This window comes from Fusobacterium sp. DD2 (assembly GCF_018205345.1).
Lineage (GTDB): Bacteria > Fusobacteriota > Fusobacteriia > Fusobacteriales > Fusobacteriaceae > Fusobacterium_A.
The window spans coordinates 18767-39852 of sequence record NZ_JADRHM010000016.1; the positions used below are offsets into that span (position 1 = coordinate 18767).

General features: G+C 33.1%; 18 protein-coding genes. 17 read left to right on the forward strand and 1 reads right to left on the reverse strand.

Annotated features, from left to right (window positions below; translation table 11 throughout):
* The first annotated feature begins 42 nt into the window (after window positions 1-42).
* From pheS to pcp, 14 genes are all read left to right on the forward strand, one after another.
* A complete protein-coding gene (gene pheS, locus IX290_RS04020; protein WP_211491930.1) occupies window positions 43-1059 on the forward strand; it encodes a phenylalanine--tRNA ligase subunit alpha in 1017 nt (338 codons plus the stop codon).
* A 15-nt stretch (window positions 1060-1074) separates the two neighbouring features.
* A complete protein-coding gene (gene pheT, locus IX290_RS04025) occupies window positions 1075-3462 on the forward strand; it encodes a phenylalanine--tRNA ligase subunit beta (protein ID WP_211491931.1) in 2388 nt (795 codons plus the stop codon).
* Between the two features lie 76 nt (window positions 3463-3538).
* Window positions 3539-4564 carry an acyltransferase family protein gene (locus tag IX290_RS04030; protein ID WP_211491932.1) on the forward strand — a complete coding sequence of 342 codons (1026 nt, stop codon included), beginning with the start codon at window positions 3539-3541 and terminating at the stop codon, window positions 4562-4564.
* Window positions 4565-4579: 15 nt separating this feature from the next.
* On the forward strand, window positions 4580-5788 hold the full coding sequence (locus IX290_RS04035; RefSeq protein ID WP_211491933.1) for an L-serine ammonia-lyase: 1209 nt from the start codon (window positions 4580-4582) through the stop codon (window positions 5786-5788).
* A 26-nt stretch (window positions 5789-5814) separates the two neighbouring features.
* On the forward strand, window positions 5815-6375 hold the full coding sequence (gene pth, locus IX290_RS04040; protein WP_211491934.1) for an aminoacyl-tRNA hydrolase: 561 nt from the start codon (window positions 5815-5817) through the stop codon (window positions 6373-6375).
* A 382-nt stretch (window positions 6376-6757) separates the two neighbouring features.
* A complete protein-coding gene (gene rsxC / locus IX290_RS04045) occupies window positions 6758-8071 on the forward strand; it encodes an electron transport complex subunit RsxC (RefSeq protein ID WP_211491935.1) in 1314 nt (437 codons plus the stop codon).
* A gap of 51 nt (window positions 8072-8122) precedes the next feature.
* On the forward strand, window positions 8123-9067 hold the full coding sequence (locus IX290_RS04050; RefSeq protein WP_211491936.1) for an RnfABCDGE type electron transport complex subunit D: 945 nt from the start codon (window positions 8123-8125) through the stop codon (window positions 9065-9067).
* Window positions 9057-9590 (forward strand): RnfABCDGE type electron transport complex subunit G, encoded by a 534-nt coding sequence (locus tag IX290_RS04055; RefSeq protein ID WP_211491937.1) that lies wholly within the window; start codon window positions 9057-9059, stop codon window positions 9588-9590. The genes IX290_RS04050 and IX290_RS04055 overlap by 11 nt, the downstream gene beginning before the upstream one ends.
* On the forward strand, window positions 9590-10198 hold the full coding sequence (locus tag IX290_RS04060) for an electron transport complex subunit E (RefSeq protein WP_211491938.1): 609 nt from the start codon (window positions 9590-9592) through the stop codon (window positions 10196-10198). The genes IX290_RS04055 and IX290_RS04060 overlap by 1 nt, the downstream gene beginning before the upstream one ends.
* A 3-nt stretch (window positions 10199-10201) precedes the next feature.
* Window positions 10202-10786, forward strand: a complete 585-nt coding sequence (gene rsxA, locus IX290_RS04065) for an electron transport complex subunit RsxA (RefSeq protein ID WP_211491939.1) — start codon at window positions 10202-10204, stop codon at window positions 10784-10786.
* Between the two features lie 18 nt (window positions 10787-10804).
* Window positions 10805-11803, forward strand: coding sequence for an RnfABCDGE type electron transport complex subunit B (locus tag IX290_RS04070; protein ID WP_211491940.1), 999 nt, complete (start codon window positions 10805-10807; stop codon window positions 11801-11803).
* Window positions 11804-11950: 147 nt separating this feature from the next.
* Entirely contained in the window at window positions 11951-12619 is a 669-nt protein-coding gene (locus IX290_RS04075) for a DUF969 domain-containing protein (protein ID WP_211491941.1), read from the forward strand.
* Window positions 12619-13548: a DUF979 domain-containing protein gene (locus IX290_RS04080; protein ID WP_211491942.1), complete on the forward strand. Its 930-nt coding sequence runs from the start codon at window positions 12619-12621 to the stop codon at window positions 13546-13548. Before IX290_RS04075 ends, IX290_RS04080 begins: the two co-directional genes overlap by 1 nt.
* A gap of 12 nt (window positions 13549-13560) precedes the next feature.
* Complete coding sequence (gene pcp, locus IX290_RS04085; protein WP_211491943.1) at window positions 13561-14184, forward strand: pyroglutamyl-peptidase I; 624 nt, start codon at window positions 13561-13563, stop codon at window positions 14182-14184.
* 124 nt (window positions 14185-14308) lie between these two features.
* Here the strand turns inward: pcp and IX290_RS04090 are convergent, their stop codons facing one another.
* Entirely contained in the window at window positions 14309-15544 is a 1236-nt protein-coding gene (locus IX290_RS04090) for a hypothetical protein (RefSeq protein ID WP_211491944.1), read from the reverse strand.
* Between the two features lie 220 nt (window positions 15545-15764).
* Here IX290_RS04090 and tnpB point away from each other — a divergent pair, with 220 nt between their 5' ends.
* The 3 genes from tnpB to IX290_RS04105 all read left to right on the forward strand — a co-directional run bounded on the left by tnpB (window position 15765) and on the right by IX290_RS04105 (window position 20726).
* Window positions 15765-16904, forward strand: a complete 1140-nt coding sequence (gene tnpB, locus IX290_RS04095) for an IS200/IS605 family element RNA-guided endonuclease TnpB (protein WP_211491945.1) — start codon at window positions 15765-15767, stop codon at window positions 16902-16904.
* A 370-nt stretch (window positions 16905-17274) separates the two neighbouring features.
* Window positions 17275-18678: a dTDP-4-dehydrorhamnose reductase gene (gene rfbD, locus IX290_RS04100; protein ID WP_211491946.1), complete on the forward strand. Its 1404-nt coding sequence runs from the start codon at window positions 17275-17277 to the stop codon at window positions 18676-18678.
* A 128-nt stretch (window positions 18679-18806) separates the two neighbouring features.
* On the forward strand, window positions 18807-20726 hold the full coding sequence (locus IX290_RS04105; protein ID WP_211491947.1) for a hypothetical protein: 1920 nt from the start codon (window positions 18807-18809) through the stop codon (window positions 20724-20726).
* The last annotated feature ends 360 nt before the right edge of the window (window positions 20727-21086 follow it).

The following is a 21086-nucleotide window of genomic DNA, read 5'->3' on the forward strand; positions in this document are numbered from 1 at the left end:
TAATTAAAGTTTGAAATAAAAGCCTTAAATTAGGGAGGAAAAATGAAAGAGAAGGTAGCACAGTTAAGAGATACTGCGGGACTTAGTATATCTAAGGCAGAGTCTTTACAACAATTAGATGAAATCAGAGTAAAGTTGCTTGGTAAAAAAGGAGCACTTACAGAAATCTCTAAAGGAATGAGAGATGTAGCTCCTGAGGATAGACCAGCTATGGGGCAACTTGTTAATGAAACAAGAGAATTTATAAGCAAAGCATTAGATGAGAAAAATGCTGAACTTAAAGAGAAAGAAAAAAATGAAAGACTGGCACAAGAGGTAATTGATATCACTCTTCCAGGAAAAAGAAATGTACTAGGTACTACACACCCTATTACAGAGACTATGGATTTTATGAAAGAGATATTTATTGAAATGGGATTTGATATTGCAGATGGTCCAGAAGTAGAAGAGGTAGCATTGAACTTTGATGCACTTAATATTCCTGAGACTCACCCATCAAGAGATATTACAGATACATTCTATATAAATGAAGATGTTGTATTAAGAACTCAAACATCTCCAGTTCAAATCAGATATATGCAAAAACACAAACCACCATTTAGAATGATATGTCCAGGTAAAGTATATAGACCTGACTACGATATATCACACACACCTATGTTCCACCAAATGGAAGGGTTAATGGTAGGAGAAAATATATCATTTGCTAACTTTAAAGCAATACTTACACAATCATTAAAGAAAATATTCGGAGATACAGAGGTAAGATTCAGACCTCACTTCTTCCCATTTACAGAACCATCAGCAGAAGTGGATATTCAATGTGCTGTATGTAAGGGAAAAGGATGCAGAATGTGTAAAGATAGCGGTTGGGTAGAGATCATGGGATGCGGAATGGTTGACCCTGAAGTATTAAAAGCAGTAGGCTATGACCCAGATGAAGTAAGCGGATTTGCCTTTGGAATGGGTATTGAAAGAGTAGCTATGCTAAGACATGGAATAAATGACTTAAGAGCTTTCTTTGAAAATGATGTAAGATTTTTAAAACAATTTAAGTAATTCTGGAGGAGAATAATGTTAATTTCTTTAGACTGGTTAAAACAGTACGTAGATATAAAAGAGAATTTAAAAGAGCTAGATAACGCCTTGACTATGATTGGTCAAGAGGTTGAAGCTATAGATATTCAAGGTAAAGATCTTGATAATGTAGTAGTAGGACAGATAGTTGAATATGGAAAACACCCAAATTCAGATAGACTTACACTACTTAAAGTAAATGTTGGAAAGGATGAACCATTACAAATCGTATGTGGAGCACCTAACCACAAATTAGGAGATAAGGTAGTAGTTGCAACTATTGGTGCAGTACTTCCTGGAGATTTCAAAATCAAAAAAAGCAAGATAAGAGATGTTGAATCTTTTGGAATGCTTTGCTCAGAAGTAGAATTAGGACTTGGAGAAGATGCAGATGGAATAATTATCCTTCCTGAAGATGCTCCAGTTGGAGAAGAGTATAGAAAATATGCAGGACTTGACGATGTTATATTCGAACTTGAAATAACACCAAATAGACCTGACTGCCTATCTCACATAGGAATAGCAAGAGAAATTGCTGCATACTATGGAAGAAAGGTAAAATACCCAGTAGCAAACTTTACAGAGACTATTGAATCAACTACAAAATACGCTAAAGTAACAGTTGAAGATAAAGAGAGATGTAAAAGATATAGAGGTAGAGTAATCACTAATGTTAAAGTTGGAGAATCTCCTGAATGGCTAAAGAAGAGAATTAGAGCTATGGGAATGCACCCTATTAACAACATAGTGGATATTACAAACTTCGTAATGTTTGAATACAACCAACCAATGCATGCTTTTGACCTTGATAAAGTTGAAAATGGAAGCGTTGTAGTAAGAAGTGCAACACCTGGAGAAAAGATAACTACACTTGATGGTGTTGAAAGAGAATTAAATAACGAAGAGTTAGTTATAGCTAATGATGACAAGGCTATTGCAATAGCAGGAATCATAGGAGGAGTGGAAACAGAGATCACTTCTGAAACTAAGAATATATTCCTTGAAGTAGCAAATTTTGAGCCTTCAAATATAAGAAAAACTGCCAGAAGATTAGGTGTTACTACTGAATCTTCATACAGAAATGAAAGAGGAATGGACCCTGAGGGAGTAGCAGAAGCAAGTGACAGAGCTGTAGCTCTAATTGTTGAAATAGCTGGTGGAGAGGTTCTTGACGGAGCTATTGACAGATATGTTGAAAAACCTCAAAAATTCGAAATTCCTTTAAGCTTTGAAAAATTAAACAAATTCGTTGGAAAGGAAATATCTGAAGATGTAGTTGGTAAGATATTAAGTAACCTTGGATTAGGAATTAAAAAACTATCTCAGGATACTATAATAGTAACACCACCTTCATTTAGAGGAGACCTTACAAGAACTGCAGATATCTATGAAGAGATTATCAGAATGTATGGATTTGACAATATTGAAGCTATTATGCCAGTAGAAAATATTCAAGCTGGAACAAGAGAACCAAATGTTGAATTAACTGATGAAGCTAAGAAAATCATAAGAGAGATAGGATTACAAGAGGTAGTAAACTACTCATTTATTCCTAGAAATGCAGTGGAAATCTTAAATATAAAGGACCCAGTTATCAATATAAGCAACCCATTAAGTGAAGATATGGCTATATTAAGACCAACACTTATGTGGAGCTTACTTGCAAATATAAGAGACAACATAAACAGAAACCAATTTGATTTAAGACTTGCAGAAGTATCTAGAATATTCACACCTGGAGAAAAACTTGCAAATGAAGAGTTAAGAATCTGTATAGGACTTGCTGGAAGACCAGAAAGAACTCTATGGAATCCAAAACCAGAATCATATGATTTCTACACAATAAAAGGATATGTTGAAAAGGTAATGGACTTCCTTGGAATAGCAAGATACAGACTTTCTAGAACAACTGATGCTAACTTCCACCCAGGAAGAAGTGCAGAGATCTCTATTGGAAATGATGTAGTTGGAGTATTTGGAGAGATCCACCCAGACGTTCAGGAAAAAATGGAAATCAAAAGAGAAAGAGTGTATATTGCAGAGTTAAATCTTGCAAAACTTGCTAAATACAGAAAGAAAACTATAAAATATGAAAGCATTGTTAAATATCCAGAAGTAACAAGAGACTTAGCTATCGTTCTTGATAGAGATGTACTTGTTGGAGATATGGTAGATGCAATAAAAAGAGTATCACCTCTAATTGAAAAAGTTGATATATTTGACGTATATCAAGGTGAGAAGATAGATGCAGATAAGAAATCAGCAGCTATAAGCATTGTACTTAGAAATAAAACTAAGACACTTGATGAAAAAGAGATCAATGGAGTAATTGAAAAAGTTCTTGCTCTAATTGCAAAAGAATACAAAGGACAAATTAGACAATAACTGTTATAGAGTGGAAAAAGCTGGGAGAGTGAAAGCTTTCTCCACTCTTTCTTTTTTATAAACTCAGGGAGTTTTGATGAAAAGAGAGAATAATATAGATGGATTGAGAGTCCTTGCATGCTTTATGGTGATAATAATCCATTTGGCATCTGACTATATAGTTGACTATATGGAGATAGGTGGAAGTTATTTTACCTGGGCAAATATATATGACTCAATGTGCAGAGTAGCAGTACCCCTATTTGTAATAATAAGTGGACGGTATGCTCTTTGGGATCAAGGTAATATTGATTATAAAGAATATTATAAAAAGGTATGGAAAAAGATATATATTCCCACTCTTATATGGAGTGTAGTGTATTTTGGATTTTTCTATTTACAGATTTATATAAAGGGAGATAAAAACTGGTGGTTACCAGTAAAGGCATTTTATGAAGGAGCACCATACTATCATATGTGGTACCTTTATATGTGCATAGGTCTTTACCTTCTAACACCTTTCCTTATAAGGCTACGCTTTAAAATAGGAGAGGAGAATTTTAGAAAATTAGGTTATACATTTTTAATATTTGGAATAATTCTTGTGGCGACACAGGAGCTACTTATAAAAATCAGATTTTATGAGAGAGATGATATGTTGAGGTATCTTAAATATTTCTGGTACTTTAACTATTTCAGATTTTTAAACTATATAGGCTATTTTATCCTGGGATACTCATTAAAAGATGTAAAGGTTAGCCGGAATTGGGGACTGGCAGGTACATTTTTATCCCTGGGAAGTATGTGTGTTGCTATGCAATATACAAAATCTGTGATAGTCTATAACTATAACCTGCCTTTTGTGGCAGGAGGAGCTTTTTTGCTCTATTTCACTTTTAACAATTTAAAATTTGGCTACAATTTTAAAAACCTAGCTGGACACACATTTAATGTATATCTGGTTCACGCTATGATTATAACTGTGCTAACCTTTGTGATAAGATGGCTTTTAGGCATCTATCCAAGTCCAGTGTGGTTTATCCCTCTAGGTGGAGGGTTTGTATTTATTGCGTCTTTATTATTTTCTATAGGGTTGGAGAAAATATTGAGGTATATAAAATAAAAGTGGAGGTAGTATATGGATACGTTAAAGGAATTATTTAAGATTGGAAATGGACCATCGAGTTCCCATACAATGGGACCAGAAAGAGCAGCTAGAAGATTTAAGGAGAAAAATCCAGATGCTGTAAGATTTGAAGTTGAGCTATATGGATCACTTGCACTTACAGGTAAAGGGCACTTAACAGACTGGATAATCAAGAAAACACTTATCCCTGCACCTACAGAGATCATATGGAAACCTGAGTATATTCACCCTTATCACCCAAATGGAATGTTGTTTAGAGCTTACGATGGGCACGATAAGAAGATTGATGAATGGCTGGTATTCTCAGTTGGTGGAGGAACAATAATGGAACTTAACCAGGCGAGACATGGTGGAAGTAAGGTATATAACTTCAATAAGATGTCTCAGATTAAACAGTGGTGTAATGAGAACCAGAAAGAGCTTTGGGAATATGTAGTTGAATGTGAAGGAGAGGGAATATTTGACTATCTTATCCAAATCTGGGAAGCTATGGAAGATGCAGTACAAAGAGGTATAGTGGCAACAGGAGTACTTCCAGGAACACTTAAATACCCAAGAAAAGCATCTATATTCTATAGAAAATCAAGAGCAAATCACACTAAGAGTGGATTTGTTGGAAGAATATTTGCTTACTCACTTGCAGTTGCAGAGGAAAATGGAAGTGGAGGAAGAGTAGTTACAGCTCCTACATGTGGATCTTGTGGAGTAATACCTGGACTTCTATATGCAATGAAAGAGGAGTATGAAATAGATGAAAAGGATATCTTAAAAGGACTTGCAATAGCAGGAATAATAGGTAACCTTATTAAAGAAAATGCAACAATTTCAGGAGCTGAAGGTGGATGTCAGGCTGAAGTTGGATCAGCATGTTCAATGGCTGCAGCAATGGCTTGTTTCCTATTAGGAGGAAGCCTAGACCAGATAGAATATGCAGCAGAAATGGCACTTGAACACCACTTAGGACTGACTTGTGACCCTGTAGGAGGATATGTACAGGTTCCATGTATTGAAAGAAACGCAGCTGCAGCATCAAGAGCACTTGAATCAGCAGTATATTGTCTGTATACAGATGGAAAAAACAGAGTTACCTTTGACCAGGTAGTACTTACTATGGGTCAAACAGGTAAGGATATGAAAGAAGAATATAGAGAAACATCTCTAGGAGGACTTGCTAAATTTACATTTAATGCAACATGCTAGGGAGAAAAGAAGGAGAAAATTAACAGATGAAGTTGGTAGTAGGACTGGGAAATCCAGGGAGCAAATATGAGCACACAAGACATAATGTTGGTTTTGATGTACTTGGAAAACTTCAGGATAAACTTGGAGTAACAAATGAAAGAGAAAAATTTCAGGGACTGATAAGTGAGGCAAATGTAAATGGAGAGAAGGTTTTACTTTTAAAACCTCAGACATTTATGAATCTCAGTGGAAATTCAATAATTGAAGTTGTAAATTTCTATAAATTGGATCCTGCACATGATCTTATTGTTATATATGACGATATGGATCTGCCAGTAGGTAAATTAAGAATAAAGGAAAAAGGAAGCTCAGGAGGGCATAATGGAATAAAATCTATTATATCTCATCTTGGAGACCAGTTTTTACGTATCAAATGTGGTATAGGTAAAAGTCAATATGACACAGTGGACTACGTACTTGGACAGTTCTCAAAAGAGGAAAGAGAAGAAGTGGACAAGATGATGGACAGTGCAGTGAGCTGTGCAGTTGATATGATAAATGATGTAAAACTTCAGAATATAATGCAGAAGTACAATAAAAAATAGCAACCAGAAACATTAAAATTACAGTTAAGTAAAAAACTTGATATAGTTTTATAAGGAGCTGGCTTAGGCTGGCTCTTTATATTGCAAAAATAATTATACAAATATTAGATGTTAAATATAACTTATCATTTAAAATATTAATAGTTATTATTTCAAATATATCTGATAAGTTTGATAAAGTTAAACAGCGGAAACTGGCTTTTTATATGGAAATGATAAATTCATGACCTGTAGAGTCAAAAATGATTTAAAAACAGTAAATTTAATACAGAAACGTAACAAAAAGTAATGGAGAAATAAGTAAAAAAATATTGAGAAATACTATTAAATATGATACACTTAGTTTAGTAGTAATTAACTTTATATCGAAAGGAGATTGATTATGAGATTTTTTGGTTTTAGAGGAGGAGTTCATCCACCTGAAAATAAACTTCAAACAGAAAATGCACCTGTTGAAGTATTAAAAGCACCAAAAATGATATATGTAGCACTATTGCAACATATCGGATCACCACTAGATCCATTGGTAAAAATCGGTGATAAGGTATTAAAAGGACAAAAAATTGCTGATTCACAAGCATTTATGTCTTCACCTATCCATTCTCCTGTAAGTGGAACTGTTAAGAAAATTGAACAGCACGTATTTCCACTAATGGGAAGAATTAACACAGTGATCATTGAAAATGACGAGCAAGATACATGGGCAGAATTACCAAAGATTGAAAACTGGGAAACTGCAGACAAAAAAGATCTACTTGCAATGATCAGAGAAAAAGGAATAGTAGGAATAGGAGGGGCAAGTTTTCCTACACACATTAAATTAAATCCTCCAGCAGACACAAAAATTGATACATTATTATTAAATGGAGCTGAATGCGAACCTTACTTAAACTCAGACAACAGATTAATGCTTGAGCATCCAGAAAAAATAATAAAAGGTATCCAAATAATCAAGAAAATACTTGGAGTTGAAACTGCTATCGTTGGTATAGAAGAAAACAAACCTCAAGCAATTGCTTCAATGCAAAAAGCTGCAGAGGGAACAGGAATAGAGATCGCTCCACTGAAGACAAAATACCCTCAAGGTGGAGAAAAACAACTTATTAAAGCTGTTTTAGATAGACAAGTTCCATCTGGAAAACTTCCATCAGCTGTAGGTGTTGTTGTACAAAATACAGGAACTGCAGCAGCTATCTATGACGGAATTGTAAATGGAATTCCATTAATAGAAAAAGTAGTTACAGTATCTGGAAAAGGAATAGCAAATCCTAAGAACGTAAAAGTTGCTATAGGAACACCATTCTCATATCTATTAGACCACTGCGGTGTAAATAGAGAGATAGTTGATAAATTAGTAATGGGAGGACCTATGATGGGAATGGCACAATTCTCAGAAGAGGCACCAGTTATTAAAGGAACTTCAGGATTATTAGCTTTAACAAAAGAAGAAACAAACCCATACAAACCAAAATCATGTATAGGTTGTGCAAAATGTGTTGACGCATGTCCTATGGGATTAGAACCATTAATGTTTGCAAGACTTGCAGCATTTGAACAATGGGATAAGATAGGAGCATATAATTTAATGGATTGTATCGAGTGTGGATCATGTGCTTACATATGTCCAGCTAATAGACCATTAACAGAAGCTATCAAAATAGGAAAAGCTAAATTAAGAGCTATGAAAAAGAAATAAGAATAGCCAATAAAAGATAACACAGAGTTATTAAGTTGTCAGGAGGGAAAAGTGACTAATATTTTGAAAATGGGGCCATCGCCTCATATAAGAACATCAGAAACAGTTGAAAAAGTAATGTATGATGTAATTATAGCATTAGTTCCAGCATTCTTGTTTGCTGTATACGTATTCGGTATGAGAGCATTCATAGTAACTGCAGTGTCTATACTTACTTGTATTGTTACTGAATTTATCTGTCAAAAAATAATGAAACAGGAAGTATCTGTATTTGACGGTAGTGCTATATTAACAGGAATTTTATTCTCATTTGTTATTCCAGTTATTATGCCATTACCTTACGTTATAGTAGGTTGTGTTGTATCTATCGGATTAGGAAAAATGGTTTTCGGTGGATTAGGACACAATGTATTTAACCCAGCATTAGTAGGAAGAGCATTTGTTCAAGCTTCTTGGCCAGTTGCAATCACTACATTTGCATATGATGGAAAAGGTGGAGCTACAGTTCTTGACGCAATGAAGAGAGGACTAGATCTTAACACTGCATTAATCGAAGGTGGAAACCCTTACATGCAAGCATTCATCGGAAGAATGGGAGGATGTATCGGAGAGGTTTCAGCTTTAGCACTATTAATCGGTGGAATCTACCTAATTATTAAAAAACAAATTGACTGGAAAGTACCAGCAATCATAATTGGTACTGTATTTGTATTGACATGGGCAATGGGTGGAGACCCAATAATGCATATATTCTCAGGAGGATTATTCCTAGGAGCATTCTTCATGGCTACAGATATGGTTACAAGTCCATATACAACAAAAGGAAGAGTAATATTTGCATTCTTCTTAGGACTTCTAATTTCACTTATTAGAATGAAAGGTGGATATCCTGAAGGAGTTGCATATTCTATCTTGATAATGAACGGATTCGTTCCATTAATCAATAGATATACTAAACCTAAAAAATTTGGTGAGGTGAAAGCTAATGAAAAATAGATTTGTACATTATGGATTAGTTCTATTAGTTATAGCTGCTATCTCAGCTGGAATATTAGGGTTAGTAAATGACTTTACTAAAACTGTTATAGCTGCTAACAACGAGAAAACTCAAAATGCAGCTAAACAAGAAGTTTTAGCAGCAGCTGCTAAATTTGATGACAGCGAAGCTGTAGAATCAGACGGATTAAAATTCATTCCTGGATATAACGCAGAGGGAACTAAAGTTGGATATGTTACAACAGTTGCTACTCCAGGGTATGGAGGAGATATCACATTTATACTTGGTATTAATTTAGATGGATCAATTTCTGGACTAAGAATAGTTAACCAATCAGAAACTCCAGGACTAGGAGCTAAAATTGGTGGTATCGAGTGGCAAGATCACTGGGTAGGAAAAGATGTATCTTACGAATTTAATAAATCAGCAGACGCATTTGCTGGAGCAACAATTTCTCCTCGTGCTGTGTATACAGGAATTATAAAAGCACTTAATGCTTTTAAAGATGGGGGGATGAATTAATGAAGACAAATTATGGTAAAGTACTATTGGCCGGAATATTCAAAGAAAACCCTATTTTCGTATTATTTTTAGGACTTTGTCCAACACTTGGAGTTACAAGTTCAGCAATGAACGGACTTGCTATGGGACTTGCAGTTGTGGCAGTTCTTGCTTGTTCAAACTTACTGATTTCTGCATTTAAGAAATTAATACCTTCTCAAGTAAGAATCCCAGCATATATCATGATCATTGCGTCATTAGTTACAATTGTACAAATGGTTATGGAAGCTTATACTCCAGAGTTATTTAAGGTATTAGGATTATTTATCCCACTTATCGTTGTTAACTGTATAGTACTTGGAAGAGCAGAAAGTTTCGCATCTAAAAATGGTGTATTCGCTTCATTCCTAGATGGTATCGGATCAGGACTTGGATTTACTCTTTCACTTACAGTATTAGGAATAGTTAGAGAAGCACTAGGAAACGGAACAATATTTGGAGCTCAAGTTGCACCTGCAGCTTATAGCCCAGCATTGATATTCATCCTAGCTCCTGGAGCATTTATTACAATTGCATTCATGAAAGCTTTCCTTAACTATCTTCAATTGAAAAAAAGTAGGGAGGGGTAATAAATGAGTATAGGAAGTATATTCAGTTTAATTTTCGGTGCCATATTTATAAATAACGTTATCTTTGCTAAGTTCCTTGGATGTTGTCCATTTATGGGAGTATCTAAAAAAGTTGATGCTTCATTAGGAATGGGAATGGCAGTTACATTCGTTATTACAATAGCATCTGGTGTTACTTGGCTTGTATATCAATTTTTATTAGTTCCATTTAACTTAGAATATTTGCAAACAATTGCTTTTATATTGATAATTGCTGCACTAGTTCAATTCGTTGAAATGGCTATTGCAAAGACATCACCATCATTATATAAAGCATTGGGAGTTTTCCTACCTCTTATCACTACAAACTGTGCGGTACTAGGGGTTGCAATCATCAATATCCAAGAAAACTATAATTTCATTGAAACATTAGTTAATGGATTTTCAGTTGCAGTAGGATTCTCACTAGCATTGGTTCTTCTTGCTGGAGTTAGAGAAAGAATAGAATACTCAGCAATTCCTGAACCATTTAAAGGAATTCCAATTGCGTTTATTTCAGCAGGATTACTTGCTATGGCATTTATGGGATTCAGTGGTATGCAAATATAATAGAAAGTGGAGGTAATTATGAACGCAGTATTAATACCAGCTATTGTGCTTGGGTTAACAGGACTTGCTATGGGGCTATTCCTAGCCTATGCTTCAATAAAATTTGAAGTCCAAGTAGATCCTAAGATAGAAGCAATAATCGGTGTTCTTCCAGGTGCAAACTGTGGAGGATGTGGATATCCAGGATGTTCTGGATACGCAGCTGCTATTGTAGAACAAGGTGTATCAATGTCACTTTGTGCTCCAGGTGGAGGTGCAGTAGCTGCTAAAATTGGTGAAATTATGGGAGCAAGCGTAGAAGCTTCAACTGAGAAAAAAGTTGCTAGAGTTCTATGCCAAGGTAATCATGACAACACTAAAAAAATATATGAATTTGATGGAGAACTTCAAACTTGTGCTGCTATGATGCTATATGCAGCTGGAGACAAATCTTGTCAATATGCATGTCTTGGACATGGAGATTGTGAAAAAGTTTGTCCAGTAGGAGCAATAAAAGTTAATGCAGGTGGAATTGCAGAAGTTGATGAAGATAAATGTATCTCTTGTGGACTTTGCCAAAAAGCTTGTCCTAAGAACGTTATCGCAATGGTACCTCAAAAGAGCGTTGTTACTGTAACATGTTCTTCTAAAGATAAAGGTGCAGTTGCAAGACAAAACTGTAAAACAGCTTGTATCGGTTGCGGAATCTGTGCTAAAAACTGTCCAGTTGGAGCTATCACAGTTGAAAACAACCTTGCTAAAATTGATCCATCTAAATGTATCTCTTGTGGAATCTGTGCTACAAAATGTCCTACTAAGGCTATTGTAAGCGGAATCAAAGAGTTAAGAAAAGCAGAAATCATAGAAGATAACTGTAAAGGATGTACAGCTTGTGCTAGAAAATGTCCAGTAGGGGCTATTGAAGGAGCTGTAAAAGAAAAACATCATGTAATAGAGGATAAATGTGTAGGATGCGGAATCTGCTTCGACACTTGTAAATTCCAAGCTATTAAAATGAATGTTGTGGATAAAAAATAAGTAATTAAAATAATTTAAAAGAAGACGCCTTGTTTTGAGGCGTCTTTTTGTATAAAAAAAATTATATAGAAATATTGATTTTTTTATATTTACAAAGTAATATGATATCAGGTTATTAATATACTATATAAATATAGGAGGGTAAAGATGCTGAAACTTATTGGTGTACTTATAATTTTAGTTGGTTTTACTTTAAAATTAGACACTATTGCAGTAGTTATAATAGCAGGTCTTGCGACAGGAATTTGTGCTGGAATAGATTTTATTCAGGTATTATCTATTCTTGGAAATGCATTTGTAAGCACAAGATATATGACTCTTCTGTTACTGACACTTGCAGTAGTAGGTGTTCTTGAAAGAAATGGATTACGTGAAAGAGCAGCAATGTGTATTGCAAAGATTAAAGGTGCTACTTGTGGAAAAGTGCTAAGTGTGTATGCAATAATAAGAACTATTGCAGCAATATTATCACTTAGAATAGGTGGACACGTTCAATTTATTAGACCGCTTATTTATCCTATGGCTAAAGGAGCTGCTGAAAAAGAGGGAAAGGTTACATCTGAGATAGATGAAGAAATCAAAGGATTTGCCAATTCAGTAGAAAACTATGGAAACTTTTTTGGGCAAAATGGATTTGTGGCCTCTGCTGGAGTTCTTCTAATAGTTGGAACTATGCAGGAACTTGGAATAAAAGGTGTGGAACCATATGCTATTGCCAAAGCAAGCCTTATTATGGCTGGAATAAGTATAGTGGTAGTTATTATACGAAATTATTTATTTGACCTTAAAATTAGAAAAACAAGAGGTGATAAATAATGGATATCAAATTAATTATTAAGACAATTCTTGAGATTATGTATATAATATGTGGAATAGTCCTTATAATTGGAGGAATATACGCATATAATGATAAGAAAAATGAGAAAAGAGTAACAAGTGCATTGTTCTGGATACTGTTTGGAATAATATTCCTGGGTGGTGCCTATATGAACAAGGCACTGGTAGGGGGAATATTAGTAGTAATGGGAGTACTTACAGTGACAAAAAGTGTCCATGTTGGATCTCTGGTAAATAGTTCTCCTGAAAAGAGAGAAAAGAGAGCGGAAGAGATTGGAAACTTACTATTTCTACCAGCTTTATCAATAGGAGTAGTTGCATTTGCAGTTGCTCAATTTACAAAACTTGGAGGACTTGTAGGACTTGGATTTGGAGCATTGGCAGCAATAATATTAACTATGATTGTTACAAAGGAAGAGGCTAAGTATATTCCTTATGATTCAAGCAGACTTTTGCATCAAATGGGACCTACAGTAATACTTCCGCAGCTTTTAGGAGCTTTGGGAGCAGTTTTCTCAAAAGCGGGAGTAGGTGCAGTAATAGCTGGATTTATGGGAGGTATAATCCCCGCAGATAGTAGATTATTTGGTGTTATAGGATATTGTGTGGCAATGGCAATATTTACAATGATAATGGGTAATGCTTTTGCAGCTTTTGCAGTAATTACAGCTGGAATAGGAGTACCATTTGTCATTAATCTTGGAGGAAATCCAGCTATAGTTGGAGCTTTAGGATTAACAGCTGGATATTGTGGAACTCTGATGACACCTATGGCTGCCAACTTTAACATTGTTCCAGCTTCATTATTGGAAATGAAGAATAAGAATGGTGTAATCTTTGCTCAATTTCCAGTAGCAATAGTTATGCTTATTCTTCACATTATAGTTATGTATACACTTGCATTTTAAAGGAGGAAAGATATGAAAATAGTTATAACAGGATTTGATCCATTTGGAGGGGAGAAGATAAATCCAGCATGGGAAGCTGTAAAATCTCTTCCAGATAAGATTGGAGATATTGAGGTAGTCAAGGTGCAGGTGCCAACTGTATTTAAAAAATCAGCAAAGAAGCTTTTTGAAGCAATAGATAGAGAGAAGCCAGATGCTGTAGTATGTGTAGGTCAGGCTGGTGGAAGGTTTGATATCACTGTAGAAAGAGTGGGTATAAATATTGAAGATGGAAGAATTCCTGACAATGAGGGGTATCAGCCAATAGATACAGCTATATTTGAAGATGGGGAGAATGCATATTTTGCAACACTTCCTATAAAAGCCATGGTAGATGAGATGAAAAAAGAAAATATTCCAGCATCTGTATCAAATAGTGCAGGAACTTATGTGTGCAATCACCTTATGTACTCACTCCTTTACTATCTTGATAAGCAAGGTCTTTATGAAGTGAGAGGTGGATTTATACATGTGCCATTTATACCTGAGCAGGTGGTAGATAAGAAAAATATGCCATCAATGGAGTTATCAAGGATAACGAGAGGTCTTGAAATAGCTCTAAAAGCCATTGCAGAACATAGGGTGGATAAAGTATAACTGGTGGAAAAGAATGCTGATTTAGGCATAGAGAAGGTTAAAAATAATAAATTAGTATAAAAAGAGTGGTCGCAGACCACTCTTTTTATGTTAATTTAAGTTTTTCTAAATATCTAAATAAAGGTTAAAAAGAAAATCTGTAACCAACTGCAAATTGGACAAGATTATTGTTATACTTAGATTTGCTTCCATCTGACCATTTTATTTTTGCATCTCTATGTACATATGCCAGCTCAGTTACAAAGTTATAATACTCTAAACCAACACCAGCTGAATAATAGATACCATTTTTTACCTTTGGTTTTATATATTCTGTAATAAGAACTCTATTTTTACCATCCATTGTAATTGTATCAGAATATGAAGCATGTCCTCTGGTTCTATTAAATGAGTATCCTAAATCAACTTTCACATAAGGTTTTATCTCTGAATCAGTGTTAAAATTATATTTTCCAGTTACATATAGAGGGAAAGAGTCATATCTAGGTATTTCTGCTTTTATGGTTCTTCTGACAATTTTCTTGTTCTCCATTTGTAATTTATTTAAAATCTCTTTTTTCTCAGCTATTAAGTTCTCTTTTTCTTTTAATAGCTTCTCTAATTCTGCTTTATTAACCTCAGTTACTTCAGATACTGGTTGAGCATAAACATATTTCTCTATCAGATCTTTCATTTCAGGAGCGAGAGGGTCATACTTTATTACTCCATCGTCTTCTATTTCTTCAAGTTCATCTATATATTTTTCTAAATTTTTTGCTAAATCAGTTGAATTTTTACTTGGCTTTACCACCTCTTCAAGAATTCCATCAACAACGTCATCAATTTCCTCTCTAACATCTTTCTCTGGTTGACTATCTGGATCTTTAGCATTTTCAGCTAAAGAAAATTTAAGCATCTCATCCTTTAATTCATTTCTTACATCTTCTACTGTTTTTATTATCCTAGTGGTTTTGCTATTAAGGATTCTTGTATAATCTTTATCAATTCCTGCTATTTTACTATCAAGAGCAGAGATTTCAGACTCAATCTCTTCATTACTTTCCAGCTTATTAACATCTACCTTTTGAATATCACTGCTTTTAGTCAAATAAGTAAATTCTTTTTCCAAAGTAGCTGTTCCTCTACTTCTTATATATCCTATTCCCACACCAAGTTCAACCTTTTCAGATAATGATCTTGTCAGTTCCAGATTAACTGAATTTCCCACTTTACCTTTTGCCTTAAATTTTCCAACATCTTCAACGTTAACTCTTGAAAATCTTGAATCAAGACTTACTCCTGCTTTCACATACATATTGTTATTGCTTCCCAGTGCAACAACAGATCCCAGTGTAAGCATTCCTAATAAAATCTTTTTCATATCGATTCCTCCCAAAATCACAGTTTTACATAGTATTATCAACTTAAAACCATCAACCATATCTGCTATTTTATATTATTGCTGGTATTGCAAGCTTTAACTCAATAGGCAAGAAGTCGCCCACCTCTATAGGTAGTGCGATGAATTGCCTTTTTATTTTTTAAAATATGATATAATGTAAGTAGTTTATAAAATAAATAATTTTGTAGGAGGTGGACTGATGAAACAACTAAAAGCATATAAATTTAGAATTTATCCAAGCCATGAACAAAAGATATTTTTCAGTAAAACTTTTGGTTGTGTTCGTCTTGTCTATAATCTTATGCTAAATGATAGAATTAAAGCATATGAAGAAAGCAAAGGTAATCCTGATAAAAAATTAAAATATACTACTCCTGCTAAGTATAAAAAAGAATATGAATTTCTAAAAGAAGTTGATAGTCTTGCTCTTGCTAATGCTCAAATGAATTTAGATAAAGCATATAGAAACTTTTTTAGAGATAAGTCAATTGGTTTTCCTAAATTCAAATCCAAGAAAAATCCTGTACAAAGCTATACAACTAATAATCAAAATGGAACTGTAAATATTTTTGAAAATAGGTTAAAACTTCCAAAATTGAAAGAATTAATAAAAGTAAAAGTGCATAGAGAAATAAAAGGCAAAGTAAAATCTGCTACCATTTCGCGTAATGGAAGTGGTAAGTATTTTATCTCTCTTTTGTGTGAAACAGATATAGAAGAACTACCTAAAACTAATTCAGCAGTAGGAATTGACTTAGGTATTAAAGATATGGCTATTTTATCTACTGGAGAGAAAATAAAAAATCTTAAATTTAGAAAGCAACTAGAAGATAAATTAAGAAAAGAACAGAGAAAACTTTCAAGAAGAGCTTTATTAGCCAAAAAAGAAAATAGAAAATTAAGCGAAGCAAAGAACTATCAAAAGCAAAGAATTAAAGTAGCAAAGATACATGAAAAAATTATGAATATGAGAATAGATTTCTTAAATAAGTTAAGTACATATATTATCAAAAACCACGATATTATTTGTATTGAAGACTTAAATACAAAAGGATTACTTCATAATCATAAATTAGCTAAATCTATCGTTGATGTATCTTGGGCTAGTTTTGTAAATAAACTTGAGTATAAGGCTAAATGGTATGGTAGAGAGATAATAAAAATCGATAGACTATATCCATCAAGCCAGATATGCTCTGTTTGTGGGCATCATGATGGCAAGAAAACTCTTGATATAAGAGAGTGGACTTGTCCAATTTGTCATACTCATCACGATAGAGATATAAATGCAAGCAAAAATATATTAGCTGAAGGTCTAAGAATAAGACAGGCAGTCTAAAAATAAAAAGAACCGTAGGAACTACGGGGATAGCTTGGTAAATATAGTTGGCTAACAAAAGCAACTACTTCCCAAGAAGAAGCTACCACTTCAAAAGCTGAAAGCTTTAAGTGGGAGAGGTTCACTGGATTGGATAATGTTCGAAGTTTAATGATTGGATTATATGTTTATTGATTACTATTATAATACTCTTTTAGTTTTTGAAAATCAATATGTCTATATGATTTTGCTATAATTTGTTGTATTTGATTCTTTCTAACACTATTCTCACACGACAATGTGTGAGAATGGTAAGAAACCTATTGTGTTGGATAAAAAGGGGAAGTTTGGTATAATATAGTATAAATTAAAAAATTAGCGAGTGATGACAATGAAATTTAGAAAAGTAAAAACAGAGATAGAGGGAGTATATATAATTGAGCCTACTCTTTTTGGTGATGAGAGGGGATTTTTCATGGAGACTTGGAACCATGAGGAGTTTAAAAAGATAGGTTTAGATGTGAATTTTGTACAGGATAACCATTCAAAATCTATAAGAGGGGTGTTACGTGGACTGCACCTTCAGACAAAACACTCTCAGGGAAAACTGATAAGAGTGGTAAAGGGAGCTATATATGATGTAGCAGTAGACCTTCGTGAGGGAAGTGAAACCTATGGTAAATGGATAGGGGTAGAACTGTCTCGTGACAATCACAGAATGTGCTATATTCCAGAGGGATTTGCCCATGGATTTTTAGCTCTTGATGATGAAAATGAGATTATCTATAAGTGTACAGATGTGTATAAGCCTCAGTATGAGCTTGGAATTGCCTGGGATGACAGGGACCTTGGTGTAGACTGGGCACTTGATAGATACAGAATAGATAGAGATTTACTTATACTTTCAGAAAAAGATAGAAAGAATATCTCATTTAATGAGTATCAGCATGGGTATTTTGGAGAAAAGGTGATGATACTTGGAGCTCATGGACAGTTAGGAAGAGAGTTTCAGAGATATTTTGATGAGAAGAAGATAAGATATGTGGCTTTTGGGCATAATGATTTGGATGTAAGAGATATCCATAGAATAGAAGAGGAAGCTATTAAAAACAGGGTCACAGGAATTATTAACTGTGCTGGATACAATAATGTTGATAAGGCTGAAGTAGAAAGAGATGTATGCTGTGAAGTAAATGGCTATGCACCTTTAGGAATAGCAGGAATATGTAAAAAATTGGGAATATTTTTTGTAACATATTCAACAGACTATGTATTTGATGGAGAAAAAGATACTCCATACACTGAGGATGATATTCCTAATCCAGTATCACTATATGGTCAGTCAAAACTTATGGGAGAGCATGCCCTTGAATACAATAGAACTTTGGTGATAAGACCATCATGGATATTTGGAGCTCTAAATGATAACTTTGTTAAAAAGGTAATAGGCTGGGCAGAGGAAAAACATGAAGTAAGAGTAGTAGATGACCAGGTATCAGCTCCTACATATACAAAAGATCTGGTAAACTTTACATGGAGTATGATAGAAAAGGATATCTATGGACTTTATCATTTTTCTAATTTTGGAGAGTGCTCTAAGTATGACCAGGTGAAGTATGTGCTGGGTAAAACTGGTGGCCTTGATAAACTTGAACGTGCTAAATCAGAGGATTTTAAACCACTTGCTAAAAGACCTAAATACTCAAAACTTGACAGCAGAAAAGCTGAAAGTGTAGTAGGGCCAATTTCTCACTGGAAAGATGGAATAGATAGATTTTTGAAAGAAATAAAATAGAGATAAAAAAAGGTTGTTGCATTTTTAAAGGTTTGAAAAATAAAATTCTCTTAGCTAGAAATAGTTTTGCGTCTAGTGCCAAGAATTTTATTTTTTTAACTTTCATAAAAATTATTGGAGGATGATTAATGACGATAAAATATCATGAAAATAGCAGAGAATTACAACGTGCTTATTTACAAGATGTTCAAGAGATGCTAAGTAATTTTACTCCTTTACTAGAATATGATAATTTAAATAAAGTTTTAGAACTTGAAAATATTAGTTTATTTCTTGATAATGACACTTATCATGAAATTTGGGTAGATAAAGGTATAGAGGATTACCAGTTAAAAAATCAGCAGATAAAAAAAATTATTAATAAGTTCTTTAATAAGATAGATAATGATAATATATATGAGATAGTGTCGGATATAGATGCTATTTACATAGATAATTTTTGGTATTTATTTAATTCAAATAAGTTATGTGAAAAGGTTTCTAATCAAAATTTTAAAAAGATATTGAAACTTGAAAAGATACATTTGAGAGAAATCCTAAAATATAAAGATGTTATCATGCAATATAAAACTACTATAAAAGATTATATTTTTAGCAATCAAGATGCATTTGAAGTCATAATGGATATAGAATTTAATGAGGATAAAAAAAATAGTTTTAAAGTATCTTTGCTAGAATTAATAGAAGAAGAGATAACTGAATTAATTCATAATTATATAACAGAAGATTTTAACAAAATAAAGTATATTGAGAAGATTATTCATACCCCAAAGATTCTGAACAAAGAAATCAGTATTCCTGAAAAAATAAGAGCTAAGGAAATATATGACAAGCTTGTTGATAAATGCTTACAGAAAGGGCGTTCAATTGGTTATGAAATAACATATAATGAGAATCAACAAGAGGAAGTAGTTTGTAAAACCGAAGAAGATGGAAATGAGCTATTGTACAAAATATACTATAGTTTGGACTGGTTAGAAAAATATCTTGATTATCCGACTATTTTAAATAATTTTATTCATATTTTTGAATTTGTTGATTTTCAATGTAGAATTTCCAGTGTAAGTAGGGAACATGAGGTAGGAGTTTTTGAAAAATGTTTATTGCCTCAAGGAAAGAACCATTATACTAATGGAGTAGCTTTTCAACAAAAAAATTTGAAAATTGAAATTGATTTAATGACGTATTATGAGTTTCTAAAAAGTAAAGGGATAAGGCTAGAAGAAGTATTAGAGTGGTTTTTTATGGAGTACTTAAACGATGAATTTAATATACAAGGTTTTACTCTTAGTTTACCATCAGAAGGTTTAAGCTATCTTGAAAAGTGTAAATGCATTATGGCTGAAATTGAAAGTGTGTTAAAGCAATTTGATTTATTTTGTAAGTATAAACAGATTAGTCGTGAAATGTTAGCCTATGTATCTACTCAACTTAAGTTTGAAAATGTAAAAAGTTTAATACCTGATAAGTATATTTACATTGACGAGACTAATCCGAAAATTGTAAATATATTAACATTATTATTTTCTAATCAATCGCTATTAAGTTATGTAAATGGAATTGAAGATCAATATGACAGTTTTTATAAATTAATAGTGAAAGAAAAAGTATCAAAACAGATTTTTGAAGAATATCAAGTACCATCTATTGATTTTTTATTGCAGAATGAAATTTTATATGAAACTGATGAGGGGATTCTTAAATTCAAAAACTATAAAATGATATTTATTTTACGTGAATTATATATGATGGATGCAGTATGTAGTAGTTATAGACTAAAATTTAAAAAAGAGTTAGATTTATTAAAAAATAATAAAATGATTAAAGAAGAAAGTACATTGTTAGCTAAGAATGAAGCTAAATATTTAAACTATGTATTAAATGCGAGGCTAGCCAATGGAATGCAATTGAGAAATATTTATGGGCATGGAACAAATACTTTGGATGAAAAAAGGAATAAAGAGATTTATTTTAAATTTTTAGAAGTTTTAATTTATTTGGTAATTAAAATAAATGAAGAATTTTGTTTGGTAAATCCAGAGAGATAAAGTAATTGTAAAAATAAATATTGCTATTAGTTCGTTTCAAGTTGAAACGAACGGTTTGTTCATAAAATGAAAAATATAAAATACTATAGTTAATATCTTAATTTTTTAATTTAACTATAAAAAAATTTATAGATTTATAAAGGAGATAAAATAATCAATAAAAAGGCTGTTGCAAATACGTAAAAAATAAAATTCTCGGCATTTGAGATAGTTACGTTATTTATGAAGCGAAACAGAATACCGAAAATTTGACTGTCTGAACGAAGTGAGTTTCAAATTTTCTTTCTGTAAGCAATATAAATAGGAACTATTGAAAGCTAAGAGAATTATATTTTTATGACTTTAGAGATGCAACAGCCT

Coding starts and splice junctions, on each gene's coding strand:
- IX290_RS04090 (WP_211491944.1), bottom strand. CDS start 15,544: ATGAAAAAGATTTTATTAGGAATGCTTACACTGGGATCTGTTGTTGCA.
- pth (WP_211491934.1), top strand. CDS start 5,815: ATGAAGTTGGTAGTAGGACTGGGAAATCCAGGGAGCAAATATGAGCAC.
- IX290_RS04035 (WP_211491933.1), top strand. CDS start 4,580: ATGGATACGTTAAAGGAATTATTTAAGATTGGAAATGGACCATCGAGT.
- pheT (WP_211491931.1), top strand. CDS start 1,075: ATGTTAATTTCTTTAGACTGGTTAAAACAGTACGTAGATATAAAAGAG.
- rfbD (WP_211491946.1), top strand. CDS start 17,275: ATGAAATTTAGAAAAGTAAAAACAGAGATAGAGGGAGTATATATAATT.
- IX290_RS04060 (WP_211491938.1), top strand. CDS start 9,590: ATGAAGACAAATTATGGTAAAGTACTATTGGCCGGAATATTCAAAGAA.
- pcp (WP_211491943.1), top strand. CDS start 13,561: ATGAAAATAGTTATAACAGGATTTGATCCATTTGGAGGGGAGAAGATA.
- tnpB (WP_211491945.1), top strand. CDS start 15,765: ATGAAACAACTAAAAGCATATAAATTTAGAATTTATCCAAGCCATGAA.
- IX290_RS04030 (WP_211491932.1), top strand. CDS start 3,539: ATGAAAAGAGAGAATAATATAGATGGATTGAGAGTCCTTGCATGCTTT.
- IX290_RS04055 (WP_211491937.1), top strand. CDS start 9,057: ATGAAAAATAGATTTGTACATTATGGATTAGTTCTATTAGTTATAGCT.
- rsxC (WP_211491935.1), top strand. CDS start 6,758: ATGAGATTTTTTGGTTTTAGAGGAGGAGTTCATCCACCTGAAAATAAA.
- rsxA (WP_211491939.1), top strand. CDS start 10,202: ATGAGTATAGGAAGTATATTCAGTTTAATTTTCGGTGCCATATTTATA.
- IX290_RS04080 (WP_211491942.1), top strand. CDS start 12,619: ATGGATATCAAATTAATTATTAAGACAATTCTTGAGATTATGTATATA.
- IX290_RS04075 (WP_211491941.1), top strand. CDS start 11,951: ATGCTGAAACTTATTGGTGTACTTATAATTTTAGTTGGTTTTACTTTA.
- IX290_RS04070 (WP_211491940.1), top strand. CDS start 10,805: ATGAACGCAGTATTAATACCAGCTATTGTGCTTGGGTTAACAGGACTT.
- IX290_RS04105 (WP_211491947.1), top strand. CDS start 18,807: ATGACGATAAAATATCATGAAAATAGCAGAGAATTACAACGTGCTTAT.
- pheS (WP_211491930.1), top strand. CDS start 43: ATGAAAGAGAAGGTAGCACAGTTAAGAGATACTGCGGGACTTAGTATA.